General features: G+C 45.4%; 13 protein-coding genes. 7 read left to right on the top strand and 6 right to left on the bottom strand.

Annotated features, from left to right (window positions below):
* Positions 1–236 precede the first annotated feature (236 nt).
* The 6 genes from L3C95_RS20390 to L3C95_RS20365 all read left to right on the top strand — a co-directional run bounded on the left by L3C95_RS20390 (position 237) and on the right by L3C95_RS20365 (position 4,836).
* A complete protein-coding gene (locus L3C95_RS20390; RefSeq protein WP_236390447.1) occupies positions 237–863 on the top strand; it encodes a response regulator transcription factor in 627 nt (208 codons plus the stop codon).
* 88 nt (positions 864–951) lie between these two features.
* Positions 952–2,133, top strand: coding sequence for an AhpC/TSA family protein (locus L3C95_RS20385; RefSeq protein WP_236390444.1), 1,182 nt, complete (start codon positions 952–954; stop codon positions 2,131–2,133).
* A gap of 160 nt (positions 2,134–2,293) precedes the next feature.
* On the top strand, positions 2,294–2,575 hold the full coding sequence (locus tag L3C95_RS20380) for a hypothetical protein (RefSeq protein ID WP_236390442.1): 282 nt from the start codon (positions 2,294–2,296) through the stop codon (positions 2,573–2,575).
* 237 nt (positions 2,576–2,812) lie between these two features.
* Complete coding sequence (gene cysC / locus L3C95_RS20375) at positions 2,813–3,373, top strand: adenylyl-sulfate kinase (RefSeq protein WP_236390441.1); 561 nt, start codon at positions 2,813–2,815, stop codon at positions 3,371–3,373.
* 11 nt (positions 3,374–3,384) lie between these two features.
* On the top strand, positions 3,385–4,209 hold the full coding sequence (locus L3C95_RS20370; RefSeq protein WP_236390438.1) for a sulfotransferase: 825 nt from the start codon (positions 3,385–3,387) through the stop codon (positions 4,207–4,209).
* A gap of 66 nt (positions 4,210–4,275) precedes the next feature.
* Entirely contained in the window at positions 4,276–4,836 is a 561-nt protein-coding gene (locus L3C95_RS20365) for a putative glycolipid-binding domain-containing protein (RefSeq protein WP_236390437.1), read from the top strand.
* Here the strand turns inward: L3C95_RS20365 and L3C95_RS20360 are convergent.
* The 5 genes from L3C95_RS20360 to L3C95_RS20340 all read right to left on the bottom strand — a co-directional run bounded on the left by L3C95_RS20360 (position 4,833) and on the right by L3C95_RS20340 (position 10,324).
* Positions 4,833–5,678 carry a hypothetical protein gene (locus tag L3C95_RS20360; protein WP_236390436.1) on the bottom strand — a complete coding sequence of 282 codons (846 nt, stop codon included), beginning with the start codon at positions 5,676–5,678 and terminating at the stop codon, positions 4,833–4,835. The genes L3C95_RS20365 and L3C95_RS20360 overlap by 4 nt on opposite strands.
* A gap of 16 nt (positions 5,679–5,694) precedes the next feature.
* Entirely contained in the window at positions 5,695–6,051 is a 357-nt protein-coding gene (locus tag L3C95_RS20355; RefSeq protein WP_236390435.1) for a hypothetical protein, read from the bottom strand.
* 98 nt (positions 6,052–6,149) lie between these two features.
* Entirely contained in the window at positions 6,150–6,905 is a 756-nt protein-coding gene (locus L3C95_RS20350) for a hypothetical protein (RefSeq protein WP_236390434.1), read from the bottom strand.
* A 12-nt stretch (positions 6,906–6,917) separates the two neighbouring features.
* Positions 6,918–8,006 (bottom strand): hypothetical protein, encoded by a 1,089-nt coding sequence (locus tag L3C95_RS20345; RefSeq protein ID WP_236390433.1) that lies wholly within the window; start codon positions 8,004–8,006, stop codon positions 6,918–6,920.
* 11 nt (positions 8,007–8,017) lie between these two features.
* Positions 8,018–10,324, bottom strand: a complete 2,307-nt coding sequence (locus L3C95_RS20340; protein WP_236390431.1) for a hypothetical protein — start codon at positions 10,322–10,324, stop codon at positions 8,018–8,020.
* Between the two features lie 466 nt (positions 10,325–10,790).
* Between L3C95_RS20340 and L3C95_RS20335 the strand changes: the two genes are divergently transcribed.
* On the top strand, positions 10,791–11,000 hold the full coding sequence (locus L3C95_RS20335; protein ID WP_089830021.1) for a YwbE family protein: 210 nt from the start codon (positions 10,791–10,793) through the stop codon (positions 10,998–11,000).
* Here L3C95_RS20335 and L3C95_RS20330 read toward each other — a convergent pair.
* A complete protein-coding gene (locus L3C95_RS20330) occupies positions 10,997–16,048 on the bottom strand; it encodes a DUF4132 domain-containing protein (RefSeq protein WP_236390429.1) in 5,052 nt (1,683 codons plus the stop codon). The genes L3C95_RS20335 and L3C95_RS20330 overlap by 4 nt on opposite strands.
* Between the last annotated feature and the right edge of the window lie 17 nt (positions 16,049–16,065).

Genomic DNA, 16,065 nt, shown 5'->3' with positions numbered 1-16,065 from the left:
TGCATATTGGTATTGGGACAGAAGACAGCTAAGTGCTTCCGAATCATTCATAGGTATATTTTTGTTTAATATTACATGAAGGTTTTCATATACAACAAATTTATATACTTGTTTGATTTAATTATTTAGAATAACTTGTATTAATATGTAGTAGTTTTACTACAAAATGCTTGTTCTCCATCTTGCATTCATTGTTTATTTAACCGTCGTAATGTACTTTTACACAATAAGTTGCTATGCCCAATATCTTAGTTGTTGATGATCAGGAGGTGGTCCGGTATGGAACTACGCTCATTTTGCAGAAGTCCATCGAGGACGCGCATGTCAGCGAAGCATCCAGTTTTGAGGATACGCTGAAGATATTATCTACAAAAAAGTTCGATCTGCTGATACTGGATATTGACATGCCGGGTGGGAACAATCACCAGATGCTGGATGTGATCCGCCTGCGGCATCCGGACATTAGGATCCTTATATTCTCCAGTTACGACGAGCAGATCTTCGGTTGGAGATATCTGGAGGCGGGCGCTGACGGTTTCCTGTCCAAAAAAACCGGTATCGAGGAGATTAAAAATGCTGCAAAGACCCTGCTTAGAGACGAAAAATACCTCAGTCCCGTGCTGAAACAGACTTTGCTGAATAATTTTACCAATAAAAAAGCTGCTACAAATCCTATACAGCGTTTATCCAGCCGTGAGAACAATATCATGCAACTGCTGATTAAGGGCGCCAGTGTGGCGGAAATAGCAGAAAAACTGAGTTTACAGATCTCTACTGTCAGCACCTACAAAAAACGCATTTTTGAGAAACTGCAGGTCTCCAACGTTATAGAAATGATAGAGAAAGTGCAGCTTTACTCATAACTCGCCATTCCCCAATTATTAAATAATTATTATATTGAAATCCCAAATCAACTAAAATCTTTAACGTAAGCATTATTCCAATGACCCTATGAAAAAACTATTGACCGTGGTTACAGGCATTCTTGTAACTTCTATTTCCATGGCCCAGGAAAAACGCGGCCCATTTCAGTTAAACGGCACTATTACAGGCAAAGACAACGGATATGTGTATCTCCGTTATGGCAATGGCTTCTACATCGAAGACAGCTGCGCCATTAAAAATGGTACGTTTTCCTTCACAGGTATGCTCAGCGAACCGGTATTGGCCACTATCAGCGGCAACGGAGATAGCGGGATCGACTTCTATCTTGATCCGGCGAAAATGACTGTCAATATCCAATCGCCCACCTTCCAGGAGGCCACTATAACAGGGTCGGCCACACAAAATGACTACCAGGAACTAATAAATGACAGGGCTGGTGTGCAACGGGAAATGGCGCCCCTCTCTCAGGCCTTCGAGGACGCCAACAAGCAGTACCTTAGGGCCATCCAGGCCAGAAAGAGCGAAGCAGAACTAAGCGCCCTGAAGGCAAAAGCAGACGCCGCCAAAGAAAAACTGCTTCCCCTCCAGGAGAAGGCAAGGGAGGTCAGCTACAGCTTTTTCCGTTCCCATCCGGATTCTTATGTCACAGCAGCGGAGCTACGATATTTCACAAACTATATGAAACCGGAAACCCTGAAATCATACATATCGAAACTGTCTCCCTGGCTGCAAACCAGCATCTATGGCAAGGAACTGAATGATATCCTGGAGAAGATCCAGAACGGCTCCCCCGGTAGCCGCGCCCAGTTATTCAGTCAGCGGGATATAAACGGCAACCCGGTCGGCCTGATGGACTTCAAAGGCAAATACCTGTTACTTGATTTCTGGGCCAGCTGGTGCCTTCCCTGCAGAAAGAATAACACTCATCTGAAAGAACTGTATGCGTTATATAAAGACAAGGGTCTGACAATACTGGGTATTGCTGATAATGACAATAAACCTGACGAATGGAAGAAAGCAATTGCAAAAGACGGAGTTGGGATCTGGAATCATGTGCTCCGCGGACTGGATACTAACAAGTTTAAAGAGGACGGTAAGCCACAGCCCGGGGATCTTTATAATATGTATGGGGTACATGCTGTACCTACGCAGATTCTGATCAACCCCGAAGGGGTCATCATAGCCCGGTTTGGAAGCGGAGGAGACGACTATGACCAGTTAGATACCAGGCTGGCGGAGATCTTCTGAGAACAGTCTGCCTGGTAAGCGCTGCAACCGACCACTTACCAGGCAGACTGTTCTGATCGGTAAAACCGACAAATTTCACATTTCTCTATGAACGCGTACGGGCTGAAAATGATACCTTTGTATTTCAGTTTTGTTAATGGCCTAAAAGAAGTTACGTGCTATGGAAATTACCTTTCATATTTTGTTGCACCTGAAGACAATAGACGGACATGAAAATTTCGGCAAATTCTGCATAGGTAGTAACAAAGAAATAGCAGACAGTATATTTCACCAGCTAAAAGGAAATTCCGATGTGACAGATCAGTGTGGCCTGCATCTTGAATTCATAGAGATGCACGACAATCTTCCCTATAACATCAGATTGCTGAGTTGTACATTGGATCAACTGGCTGAAAATGTGAGGATCATCACCAAAGAAACATTCAAACGGTTTGCCGTCTAGCCAATAACTATCATCTTCCATTGATCTGTTCCCGGAGAGTTTATGTCTGACAAATTTCCTGCATACGTCGGCACATTTCCGGGATTCATCTATATTATCTTTTCGCTCGGGCTTAATTAGCTAGTTTAGCCACCATATCACACTGCGAGCACATTTAACCTCACCATTTTCCTATAAGCTGCACCATTTACCCTACATGACCTGCTGTCGGCTGTTCAACCTGTAAATCAATATGCGATGATTATACAACTATGCGGTTTATCCGGTGCGGGCAAAACTACTATTGCAAAGAACGTACAACGAAAAGCAGCAGCTTACGGAACTCCAATCGAAATTATTGACGGCGATAAATACCGGGAATCCCTTTGCCGTGACCTGGGGTTTTCAAAGGAAGACCGCTGCGAAAATATTCGCCGCCTGGGCTTTGTAGCGAGCCGGTTATCAAATTACGGCATTGTTTGCATTATAAGCGCTATCAATCCCTACGAGGCCATACGCCAGGAGTTGACAGCCTCCTATGCACAAGTAAAAACTGTGTTTGTTGATTGTGCGGTAGACAAGCTCATTGGAAGAGACACAAAGGGACTCTATAAGCGGGCACTTCTACCCGATGGACATCCTGATAAGCTGAACAATCTTACCGGTATTAATGATCCATTTGAAGCTCCCTCCCAGCCTGATCTTCACCTGCATACGGATGAACAAAGCATCGCCACCTGCACTCATTTATTCCTTCAATTTATAACCCAGTCACTGTCATTACAGCAGGCGCAATACGCCAGCGTCGCCTCCAACTAACAGACAATAACATGAGCACTAACGTATTAATTATAACGGGCATGCACCGTTCGGGCACTTCTTTGCTTACCCAATGGCTATACCGATGTGGATTACATGTAGGAGACCGGTTTCTGGGTGCTGGTATCGGCAATACACAAGGACATTTTGAGGATATAGATTTCTATAATTACCATCAGCGGGTATTAAGCGAACACGATCTTCACAAAGATGGTCTTGTTACTACCCTTCCACAATCTTTATCTGATGCGCAACGGCAATCCCTGCGCGTACTGATTCAGGAAAAGGCGGCAAGCCAGGTGCAATGGGGATGGAAAGATCCGCGCACCTGCCTTTTCCTACCCTTCTACCGGGAGGTTTTACCTAATGCACATTACCTGGTGATATTACGCGATTACAAGAGCGTTGTCAGTTCACTTATACAACGCCTCTATGCTGCAAGCATAGCAAAATATGAGCGGAAAGGATGGCTGGCACGGATGATCTGGAAATATTTCAAACAACCCTACCGGCAAGAGACGCTCCTGAAAAAATATAGTGAACATCATCTGAAAGTGTGGATTACCTACAATGAAGCCATCCTGCGACACCTGCAACAACTACCGTCTTCTGCTTACCTGGTGGTCGATCACTCCTTCCTTGCTAATTGCAACAGAAAGGTATTTGATCATCTGTCTGATGAATGGAAGTTCTGGCTGGAATACTACGATTTCAATGCATTATATAAAGAGAGCCTCATCAGTCAGCGACTGGATATTACATCATACATAAAGGAACCCTCCCTGTTACAGAGAGCTGCAGATGTACAATGCAGGTTACAGGCGCTGGCAGTCTGAGCCACATCGATCACGGGCTGCGAACATATCGGCATGAATTTTTCGTAAATTGAAGAAAAACGACGTATGACCTCAAAGCAAATTATCTGGAAAGGAATTTACTACAATACGCTCGAATATCTTCATCTTCAGTCAGATGACACTCATCATATACGGGGATACATCACCGGACTGGTGAATGATTTGCCGCTGCATGTCAATTATCATATTACTGCTAATGCAGACTGGGAAACAACCGGTGTTATAATCAGGGCACATGATCATATACAGAAAGAGTTGCAGTTTACACGGGAAAATGGCAAATGGTTAGACAAACTAGGAACTATTCATGAGATCTTCGAGCCTTGTATCGATATTGATATCTCCATTACACCGTTCACGAATACACTGGCGGTGAACAGATTATCGCTCTTGGAAGGAGAATCACAGGAGATCACCGTTTTATATTTCGACCTGCCGGCCATGGATGTGAAGCCTGTGAAACAGAGATACACAAAACTGGCCGACAGGTTATACAGATATGAAAGTTTGTGGACGGGATTTACAGCAGAACTGGAAGTGGATGAAGAAGGCCTGGTGCGTCACTATCCTGGCATATGGGTAAGGGAATGGCCTGTATCTGATTAATCCTCTGCATTTTCATCTGTCAGTTCCTGTACAAAATCAGGATGCCCTACAATCCAACCGGAATCGGTGTCTGATTTAACGAAATACCAGATCCATCTCTTGTCTCTAAAACTTCCAATGGAGTCACTGGCTCTTATAAATCCTACTACCGCTCGATCTTGCAAAAGCCTGATCTTATGTGCATTCGTGTCCGGACCTTCATATAAAGGTACAGCGCTTATCATTTTAAGTCTTGCGTCTCCCCGTAATGGTATCTCTGGCACATCAAATGCAATATCAGGGTATAGCTGCCTTAAATCATGCACTGTTCGGAGTATGAGTCCCATCAAGCCATCGGTAGCGCCCGGAGGTACATCTGCTTTTTTAAAGGTACCATCCAGTATTGATTTTCTAAATCGAATATATCTTCCATCCAAGGTGACACATTCATAAAAAGCATCGTTGCCAGACGGGCCTCCTCTGATAACACCAAGGGATTTATCAAAGTATAGATCTTCATTGCCTACAGCTGCGCCTCCATCTTCAAAAGTCGAATATTGGATTCTCAATGCTTTTCCATCTTTGAAAAACAGCGTTGTTTTCAAAGTGTCCCGGATGCTATTAGGCGGGAAAAACGCCCTTCTTGTTTCGTAACTTCCATCTCTAATGACATCTGCAATGCTATCAATCCGTTTCATTAACCCCTGATCAGCGTCACTATCTTCAGCTTTCAGAGCCGGCATTGCCTGGTCATCAGCTACTGTGTCACCGTTTACTGCCGGAACTTTTGGATTGTTACAGGCTAAACTTAGCAGTAATAACCCTAACAATAATTTCGACTCAGTCATGTTATATGCAATCATGCTATTGTTATATTACCTACCATTTACTCAAAACACCTTCCAATGCCAGCTTCTCTTCCTTGCCAACCTTTTCATCTTTCAACATATCCGACATAAGGCCCTTTAACAGGCTATCTTTCCGGTTTCGCAGATAGTCAAATTCCATCATATCGCTTATCACGTTATACTGACGAGCGTCTGAAACAACTACCTTATGTGCATCTTCCAGGAACTTTGTTTTATTAAGTGCAACTTGCTGCATACGTTTCTCATAATCCTTCTTCTCATGAAACAGTGAATCAACTAACGGCCGCAACTTATTGTATTCCAGGTCCCATCTGATATACTCTTCCCGCTGAAGATCATAATCATAGTTGTAACACTCCTTAAACATGAAAATAGCCAGAGATGTATCCGGTACAGGAACTGGTCAGCAGAAGCGCTGCCACAAGTATGTTGCTCTTGTAATTCATAGGTTAAGGATGTATTAATCTACTTCAGATCTGGTGAGCCCACAAATACCTTGTACTCACTATACGCAGCCGTAGGCTTGAATTCATCCCCTTCCTTGTAAAAGAAGCGGGCGCTGTCAAACTCTTTTTCCTGTCCCGAAAGCTGTTTATAGTTCTCATAATAGCTCTGTACGATAGCATATTCACCATATTCCTCAGGCGCCTCCGCATTTGCACCACCAGTGGACTCCATTAACATGCTCGTCTTAAGCACATATCGCATAGAGAGCAGGTAGCCGGAGGATTTATCAAAATCCATCTGCAGCTCCTTGTATGGCCCGCCTTCCCTGAAACCAACCCGAATGGACTTCACCGTTCCTTTTTCCGTTACAGCACAGCGATTTACACCCGCGGTTCTCATCGATACCCGCATCTGCTCCAGTGGATCAGCGGCATTGAGCGCCATAGGTTTAGACAGATACATGATCTTATCTTCCTTAAAAAGCGTGACCACATATTTGTCATTGGCTGTCATTTCCGTATTGGCCAGCTGATAATAATAATTGCTGCCGGCAATATCTGCATGCCCGCTTAAAGAGTCCAGCACCGTCTCAGGATGCAACTCGCTGGCATACGTATACCTGATGTCAAAAGACAAAGCTTTCTGCTGGTAAACACCCTGCAGCGTTTTCATTTCGGCAAATAATTTCGCCGTATCGTTCACTTCCTGTGCCTTTGCTGTATGGAGTACCGCAGCACCACACAGGATCATTAAACCTGTTCTCAACACTTTCATATCTATTTAGAACTATTTTGTATAAACAAACTTCATCTGCCAGTACTCATTCCTGGAATTCTTCACGCGAAGCAGATAGCTTTTGCCATCCTGCAGATTGTATTTTCTTTTTACTTCAAATGCCATCATATTATCGCCTGGTTTTACGTTCAGATCACCGGATGCGATCACTATATTACCTGTTTCCAGCCCCACCAGTTCGTATTTAACAACATTGTCGTTCACCTCATTGGTATAGGTAAAATGCACATTGCCGGTTACCGCTGCTACCGCGCCATCCAGTTCTTTCCTCAATTGGATATGTGTATTCTCGGCGGTTTCTTTTTTCACCAGGGTGGACTTCAGCCTGAATGTCCATACGTCGGTTTGTGCAGCAAATGCAGGACCGTTTTTAGCAATGATAGTCCATGCATATTGCTTACCGGTATCCAGGGATAAAGCTGAAGACGGGTAATTGGCAAACAGGTTGTTCGTAGAAGGCAGTCTGTACACAGGCAGGTTCTGCTGTATTGCTTCTACTGCTGATTGTCCGCTCCTCACTTCCGTCAACAGTAATTCGTAGTTCAGATTACTGAAGATATTGGCCGGAGATGGCGGCAACCAGGTAAACTGCGGATTGAATGTTTCCAGGACGCTCTGATCTGCCGGCGTGTTCAGTAATGGCGGACCAACGGGTGCTACCGCAAAAGGAATACAATCCTCAGAGATCAGATCCCCGTGAGAAACACCCTGAACATATACACTGTAACATGCCTGATAGTTACCTACCGGCAATAGTCCATTCGGGCTTCTGTCAGCAACATTCGACAGGTATTCATACTGCACCGGAGACACATCACTCAGCTGCAATTGTTTTGCGCCTTTGGTCAATGTAACGTTGCGGGAAATCCCTGTCAACACCGGCTGGTTGGTTTTGATATCTGTCAGTCGCATCACTATTTTAACAGTAGTCGGCGCCTCGGATACAGATACCAGTACGATATTCCATAGTTGTGCTTTCACCAGTACACCCTCAGGAGGTACTTGTGCAGTCATACTAACCTGCGCTTTGGTCTGCATACCAAAGAATAGAACAAGCAGTAACAGCAGGTAATTTTTCATTTTGGTCATGTTTAAAATGTCTTTGTATAGGTTAATCTTCCATTATTACTGGATACCAGGCGTTTCTCCATCCCCGGTATAAATGCCTTTTCTGCCATGACAGCAATCTCGCCCAATAGCGGAATCGTTACCCTTGCATTGCCGGAATAACCTATCTGCGTGAGGTTGTAAACTGTCTGGTAATTATATTTCATACCACCACCGATCTCCAGCCATGTTCTCATTTTATACTGCACATTCCCGTCTGCACCGTACAGGTTGTACTCCGGATTGGTAGCGAATGAACCACCTCCATTGATCGTGAACTTGCCGACAAAAATCGTCTGGTTCAGCATCATGTTTTTGCTGTTGAAATAGAGGAAATTACTATCGGTCTGTTTATTATAGAATTGCGTGTATGAGAATACGGTGCTCATCATAATACCTCTGTAGGTATAGAAGTGACTGGCAGTGCCCACGAGGTTGTAAAACAGGTTTTCCTGGTAACTATCATCAGTCAGTTTCGTGATCTGGGAGCTTGGATAATATCCCACGGTTATCACCGGCCATTTCTTCCTGCGTAAGGTTGCCTGGATACTTTTGAAAACCGTATTGCTCTGATAGTTTGTCTGCTGGTAATTTGTAGTGAAATCATTCTTCTTAATACTTCCACTGATGATCAGTTGTTGTTTGAAGAACGGCTGATCCACCCGGATGGACCAGGCCGTCTGAGAAGACCCTGTAGTGAAGAGGCTGAACGACTGAAAGTTGGCGCCCATCATCTTATACATACCATTGATCTTTGTGCCCGTCTGCGGCCAGAAAGAGCTGGCTTTCACAGAATATGCCTCGTTGGAATGATCATTCAGTTTAAAAACACTTCCCAGTGCGCTGCTATGATCTTCACCTGATCTGGCATATGTGGGCAGCGACGATTTTGCGGCCTCTCCTATGATATAATTGTTCTCGTCCAGCTGCCAGCGGCCCTCCAGTGAGAAGCCCATGATCCGCTGTTCCAGGTTGCCGGTATTAGTGCCACCGGGAGCAGTATTGAAATTATATACCTGCTTTTTACCGGTATAATAAGTCATGATGATGTTGTTACCATCTCTCATTCCCAGGCCCGCACGCACAAGATTCAGATACTGCCTGGACCTGTTCTCATTAAGGAAGAAGTCGCGGAAACGGTAATCGACCCTGCCTGTCGCAAATGCCAGATAATAAGAGGGATTGTATTCTGCCTGTACGCCCAGTATGCTGATATCTTTTGCCGTCAACTCAGAGTAATTGACCAGGGTGCGGCCAATGCCGACTGAGCGGATGGCCAGCAGGTGTTTATAACCTTTCGGCAACATAGTATCCGGCAGGTTTGCTGCCTTGAGGTTCTCTGCCAGCTCCTTATTATTCTTACTGCGTATCAGTATATCTGCCAGGGCGCTTTTACGCGAATTATAAATACCCTCTTGCTTTTTATACAGCGCCTGTAGTTTTGCCAGTTCCGCCTGCAGGGAGTCCAGTTTCCTATCCGCCCCTTCATAGCTGGCAGTCAGTTTCTTTAGTGCTGAATCAGCTTTGTCCTTTTCAGAACCGCCCTTTCCCTTCATATCATCCGGCAGCTCCAGTCGGCCAAGCCCTCTTTTACCTATATTGAGGTCAGGCATTTCCATCTCCGGCTTGTCGAGCGCCGCCAATGAATCCTTTATCCGTCCATAGTAAGCCCGTTCTCTGGCCTCCACCATACGCTGTAATAGCCCGGGATCTGTTTTCCATCCCCTCAGCTTATTGATCTCCAGTTGCTTCGCCTCCAGCTGCATTCTGAGCTTTTCCAGTTCTTCCAGCTGCGCATATTTACCTGCATCCCAGCTTTTGGCACGCTGTAACATCGCATTTTTGAAATCTCTGCTGGTAAACTGAAGATTAAAATCAGTCAGGTTCCTGAAAAGAGAAGAATTTCCCATCCTGGTAGTAAAGTTCAGCCGTATAGGATAGCGGTCTTTATAGGTGAGTACCAGGCTCGTTTGCACGGTATGCTGATAAACATCTTTCTGTACAAAAGGGGTATCGATATTGGACTGATAGAAAAGATCATACATCACGTTACCATGCACGGTCAGCAGTGGCGTGCGTGGAGGAACCACTACAGGCAGCCGGTTGTTTTTATTGCGTTCATAGTACCCGATCACTGTATCGTAACCTGTTGGCCGGAAAGGAACCACGAGAATAACCGGGGCTTTATTATCTCCATTCACAAAATAGTACAAGCTATCGCCAAACTGTGGATATTGCTGGCGTTGCGGAAGTTTTACCTTCCACTTCCTGTAATAGTCTGACATCTGCATATTTACCGCAGATTGACTATATACCTGGCATATAGTGGACAATAAAATGAGTAAAAGGGATAAGTAATATTTCACGGTATAACAAATCGAACTACTTTCGGGCCTAATAACATGCTCATCGACAAGAGATCAGGTACAATTTGCCTTATAGTAGATTATTAATCAGGAAAGCAAACAATTTCAAATAAGTTTTTGAACAAAGCAACGAAACATAACAAGTCTGAACTAATCAATTCCGGAACAAATACGGGGAAGAAAAAGGATGCTTTTCACAGCGATCTGGCGTCAAACAGTCCAAAATGATGTCCCAATAGTTGTATCGCAAACATAGGCATTTTTTAAAACATTTAATATTGTACGGATGTTTTTTTATTTAAATAATTGCCTGAAGGTCCTGTTATTAGCATGCTGGTCCTGCGTATGGCTCCGGTAAAATACCTACCTTTGCGCCCACAATTTTAAAACTATGGACGGTCAGTACAGAAAAGATATATACCCGGGATTGGCAGTGGCGATCATTCTTAAAAAAGACCAGCGCAGCGGTAAGCTGACATATGGTATTGTCAAAGACATCCTCACCTCCTCCCCTTACCATTCCCGGGGTATAAAGGTCAGACTGGAAGACGGTCAGATAGGCCGTGTAGCAGCCTTTGCTGAAGACGAAGACCTGCTTTAGAACCGCAACTGCTGCAGGATGGTCGGGTCCTGGATATCCTTATCCCGTGCCAGGAGCAGTACTTTGGAAATCAGCTCCGCCGATTTCGGGTCATCATCTGCGAATGGCAGGAACAATCTTCCCCGCTGCTGGGAATGTACCGGCAAAATAGACAAATACGTGCCCGGCATTTGATGCACAACGGCACTACCCAGGTGTACACTATATTCACCATACTGACCGACGATCTTCGCATGTGTTCCATTCACGGTCACATTATTTAGCTTAAATAACCTGGCAGTTTCGCGCAGCAGTGCTGTACGCATTTCTATGCTGGAATGACTGGCTTCCGGGTCAACACCGCCGACATGGGCAACGCTCACCACCAGATCAATGTCCCGCATTACTTCACTAAAAATACGCGGCGTGATATCTTTAAAAGCGACATTCCTGTACGATTTCAGATCATGGAAGATGACCTGTTCCAATACCGGGCTTTCCACCTCTGCCGGCGAGAACCAGTTGGCCTGCGCATACATCTTAGCCTTGAAGCCTTCCCGATGGAATACCTTCTGCAATCCCTCCTCATAGTCCACTTTCCACCCTCTTGTCTTCAACAATGCCACTGTCTGCCTAGGTTGTACCTGGTGCCCTGCATAACGCCTTGACAACGATTGCTCCTGTAGCTCTTCCGCCAGCGGCACATACAACTCCCTGAATACCTGCTTAAAAGGTTGCTGTACCTGTTTTTCAAAACAATACCGCTGATAATCACTCCATTCCCTGCTGTCGTTCAGGTCAGTGCAATGGGCAATCTTGATCATATCATCGGTGTCCGGTTGCGTCAGCACGCCTTTGGCAGATACCAGTGCGCCATTCCTGTAGAACCCATGCCCTTTTTTACAGGTAAAGACCAGTTTCTCCAGGTGCTTTGAAATCACCGGATGTTCAAACAGATGCACCATCTCCTCCAGCTGGAAGCCATCTCCCCTCACCATCGCATCTTCCAGTGCCTTACGGGAACGGCGCAGTTGTTCTCTCAGTGTCTTTTTGAACTCATTCAGTTCCAGTATCTTCTTATCTTTCTTATATTTCGCCGGTACGCTGGCCAACATCTTATCATTACGGAAGGCCACAACGTCGGCTTCTCCATTTTCTGTTATCACAAGCCCGATCAATACATCGTCGTATTGCACCTGCGTTTCTTTCGCCAGTATCTGCTGCACCTGTTTAGTCTCCATTGCCCAGGTAAGCCGCTGCGGATCCGCATACCCTGCATTCCTGGCCAGATTTTCCATGGCTATACGGATGGCTACAGCCTCGCTGGACTGCTTCTGAGCACTAAACTGTTTACTTTCCTTTTTAAACTGCTGAATATATTCATAGCGGGACAGTAAATCCTTTTCAGCGTTCGTTTTACTTAATGGAATTAGTCCGTACAGACGCAGGTAATCCTGATCCCGCTTTTCTTTAACCTTCTGCGTTACTTCCTTTATTTTCAGATCGCCTGTCATCACATCTGCATACAGACGCGCTCTTCTATGACCATTACCATCGCTAATATACTTCGCAGCATCATACACTTTCTGCCAGCGTTCCTGTCCCAGTTCCTTATAGGCTTTCTGAAACCATTCCTTATCAACCGCTCCTTCTTTAAACTCGTCAATATCAACGGCTGAATACCGTGCTATTTCACTTTCTGCTTCCGCACTTACCTCACCAAAGCTATAACTTTTAGTATGTGCATGCATCCACCAGATAGCAGAATCCAGCCCTTTCCAGCCCAGGAACCCACTTACATATTTCTGCCACTGCGGCGCATAAACGGCCGCTTCCAGCAGCCTTTCTTCCGGCACCTTCACCGAGCGTATACTTTCCTCAAATGCTTTCTGTGTATCTGTCGCACATGGATAACATCTTTTCAGTAAAGCACTGAACGCCTGCTGTTTACTGGCATCGCCTGACGAATAATAATATCCTTTATACAAAGTCGTCTTTCCCAACCCCATTAGAATACTGGCAAAACGGTGAATGCCTTCCAGCCGCTGCACTTCCGCCACAAATTTAGAAACGGCAGTCGGAGAATCCCCTCTTTTCAGCTCTATGTCCAGTATATGCTCACGCAAACGGGCAAACATCGGGGTAAGGAAAGGGAATGTTTCAAAATAGTCGCGGTCACCCTTGTATTTTCTTGTGGTAGACAACATGCGTATATGATCAGGAACAAGCAATCCCCTGTACATTTCACTTTCGGAGATGATTCCCTGCTTAAATGCCCGGCAAAAGATAGCTAACGGTGGATGGTTGTAAGGGATATTCTTGGGAAGTCCTGTAAACTGCCTCCAATGGTACAGGTTCCAGCATCTCTCCACCACGTGCTCGGGCATTGTAAACGGATCCATCCTCCTGACAAAATCCGTCAGCAGATCATTTGCCTGCCAGCCACCACTCCATCCATACCGGTAAGTATCTTCATCGTCCTCTCCTTCCTTATATAATAACTCTTCCGGTAAAGCGGCAAACATACGCGTAATAATTCCTACCAGCATCTCCCCATCCTCTTCACATGGATGAATAAGGGTCAATGCCAGGAGGATCCGGGGATACGGATTGCTCCATCTGTATGGAGAGAATTCCCGCAGTGCCTCAGGTATCAGCTCTTTGAAATCGGGTATATAAGGAAGTACTAACGGACTCAGTTTGTCATCATCGTCGATCTCGATCTCATCATGCCATCTCGCAATGCTATTTAAAAGGAAAAGATCTCTGGGCTGCAAACCCGCCGATTGATACCACTGTTCCCATACGGCTGCCCAAGGATAGTCCTCGTACTCCTCCCGGGGGGATGCATATTTATGACCGGGAGCCCGTTTCTGCCTGAAGTCATTCCCTAGTAGTATCGTGGCTTTCGTATTGTCATAATTGACCACTTCGTACTCATAATCTTTATATTGCTGCAGTAACACGAGCAATTGCTGGAAAGCAGCTTTCATGGTTTCCGGCGGAAGAGAAAAACCGTACGCCCCTTCTGTCAGGTATTTACCATACACATCATTTGCATCTACTACGGGTGCAACAACAGGCGACAACTGCTTTGGGTCGAATAATCCATATCCGTTTTCCACTGTGAAGCTTGTCGTTTCATCACTGTCGGATAACTGTGAGAGTAGTATTTCCTCCTTTTGCGAGATACTCTTCCTCGACCTGAATGCTGCTACCAATTCCTGCAATATTGCCAGCTTTCTTTGTTGCTGTTGCAATTGCAGCGCAATATCCAGGCCCGCTAAACGCTGCTCCGCGTCCCCTTGCAGCAGGTCTTTCACCATATCGGTTAACAAGGCATCAGACTGTTTCAGCAGTATGGCGATCACTTTGCTCCTCGTCGTTCCACTCTTGCGTTTCAGCAATTCTCTGAAGATGCCGGATTCCTCACTGGTCAGGGTCACTTTCTCCAGCGCCTCAAATGCGATACCCGAAAGTAATTCTCCCCTTTCTTTCAGGATCCGGAAACAGAAATTACGCTGGAAGTCTGTGATAGGTTTTACGGCTTTTTTCTCCTGCCACGCGTAGCCAGAATGATCAGGCAGAATTGCATTTGCCAATTGCAGTTTTACGTTAGCATCCATCTCCTCAAAATAGGACAGTAACACGTCTAATCTTTCCTGTTTGTCCAGCACCAGCAGTAACATTACCCTAAATATCTCCGCCCTGGTATACCTTATCTTCATCCAGGAAAAAACAGTTCGCATAAACTCCTTTTCCTTCACAGGAGATCGTAGTAACACAGCATGCAATTTGTCAAACAGGTCCGGATAATGTTTGTCATAATGTGCCGGATTTACGCTGATACGCTGTTCCAGGATCGTAGCTGCAACCCCGATAACGACGAGCTCTTTACTATCGATCGCCGGGTAAGCAATCGGCATATCCAGCTCAAAATGTCTGGCCTCCAGCACAAATTTCAGCGCAACACAATACTTCTCCGGTGAAGGGTCTTCCGCCAGCTGCTGCAGAAAAGGCAGCGTCTTTTCCACATCATATACGCTCTGCGCCCACAATGCCATATAAATGTCCGCGTTGTTTTTACTCTGTATCCCTTCCGGTATCCGCGAAGGGTTGGACAAATATTCGTAAGCCTTTTGCAGAAAGGCATTTACTGCGGATTCTTTTTCTGATTCCCAGTGTGTTCCTGCCCATACGTCGAGCGCCCTTACAACAGCGGAAAATCTGGTCATCTTGTTGTCCAGCAACACCTTGATCATATAGATCAAGGCCCCTCTGCTTGTCTCATCCAATGCCTCCAGAATTGTTTGCCGCAATCCTTCCTGCCGTTGTGCGGCCAGCAACAATTTCTCTACCAGCTGCCAGGCTGGTTCTCTCTGACTTAACAACAGCGCCCTGATAACGCCACTGCTTACTTTGCCAATGGGCTCTTTATTAAAAATGATGTTTTCGAAAACAGAAAAAACTTCACTGTTATCAAGATCTATTGCCGCCGCCCACAAATGATACAAGGCATCCGTAGGTAGCTGATGGTCGAATATGATCTGCTCCCGGATATCGAGATCGTAACAAAACACCTTGTTGTCAAGACCGGAATATTCAATCCGGTAGACCTGGAGCAACGCAGTGCCCAGAAAACTCAACTGACGGGGAAAGTATAGTTCCCGCTTGCCGGGCGACCGGAAGGAGCGCCGGTCCCATTTCTCCTGATACGTCAGCCCGGGAAACTTCTTCCAGGCATGCCGGACATATACCGCCTTCTCTTCCCCGAAAAAATAAACCAGGAGTCTGAATGCTTCTTCATTATCCCATTCGTTCTCCGGCAATAGTTCGCTAAGCCGGTTGTAACGTTCGTCTCCGTATTCTATATTGGGAACCCCGTAAAAAGGATGTTTCGTTCCCGCCTCTTTATGCATTTTGTCCAGTAATAACAAGGCCATTTCAGCCGTTTTCTTCGTCAGTAGTGTATGACTGGAAGTGCCATTATAAACGGCTGTCAGGGTTGTCTCCAGTTGGTTCAGATAGTCGGGTATAATTTTCGTGCTAAGAAATTCTAATGCGTTCATGATATAAATAATGTAAG

It is taken from the genome of Chitinophaga filiformis, from assembly GCF_021646545.1.
Lineage (GTDB): Bacteria > Bacteroidota > Bacteroidia > Chitinophagales > Chitinophagaceae > Chitinophaga > Chitinophaga filiformis_A.
This window is presented reverse-complemented; position numbering and strand designations above follow the sequence as displayed.

Coding starts and splice junctions, on each gene's coding strand:
- L3C95_RS20390 (WP_236390447.1), top strand. CDS start 237: ATGCCCAATATCTTAGTTGTTGATGATCAGGAGGTGGTCCGGTATGGA.
- L3C95_RS20385 (WP_236390444.1), top strand. CDS start 952: ATGAAAAAACTATTGACCGTGGTTACAGGCATTCTTGTAACTTCTATT.
- L3C95_RS20380 (WP_236390442.1), top strand. CDS start 2,294: ATGGAAATTACCTTTCATATTTTGTTGCACCTGAAGACAATAGACGGA.
- cysC (WP_236390441.1), top strand. CDS start 2,813: ATGATTATACAACTATGCGGTTTATCCGGTGCGGGCAAAACTACTATT.
- L3C95_RS20370 (WP_236390438.1), top strand. CDS start 3,385: ATGAGCACTAACGTATTAATTATAACGGGCATGCACCGTTCGGGCACT.
- L3C95_RS20365 (WP_236390437.1), top strand. CDS start 4,276: ATGACCTCAAAGCAAATTATCTGGAAAGGAATTTACTACAATACGCTC.
- L3C95_RS20360 (WP_236390436.1), bottom strand. CDS start 5,678: ATGATTGCATATAACATGACTGAGTCGAAATTATTGTTAGGGTTATTA.
- L3C95_RS20355 (WP_236390435.1), bottom strand. CDS start 6,051: ATGTTTAAGGAGTGTTACAACTATGATTATGATCTTCAGCGGGAAGAG.
- L3C95_RS20350 (WP_236390434.1), bottom strand. CDS start 6,905: ATGAAAGTGTTGAGAACAGGTTTAATGATCCTGTGTGGTGCTGCGGTA.
- L3C95_RS20345 (WP_236390433.1), bottom strand. CDS start 8,006: ATGAAAAATTACCTGCTGTTACTGCTTGTTCTATTCTTTGGTATGCAG.
- L3C95_RS20340 (WP_236390431.1), bottom strand. CDS start 10,324: ATGCAGATGTCAGACTATTACAGGAAGTGGAAGGTAAAACTTCCGCAA.
- L3C95_RS20335 (WP_089830021.1), top strand. CDS start 10,791: ATGGACGGTCAGTACAGAAAAGATATATACCCGGGATTGGCAGTGGCG.
- L3C95_RS20330 (WP_236390429.1), bottom strand. CDS start 16,048: ATGAACGCATTAGAATTTCTTAGCACGAAAATTATACCCGACTATCTG.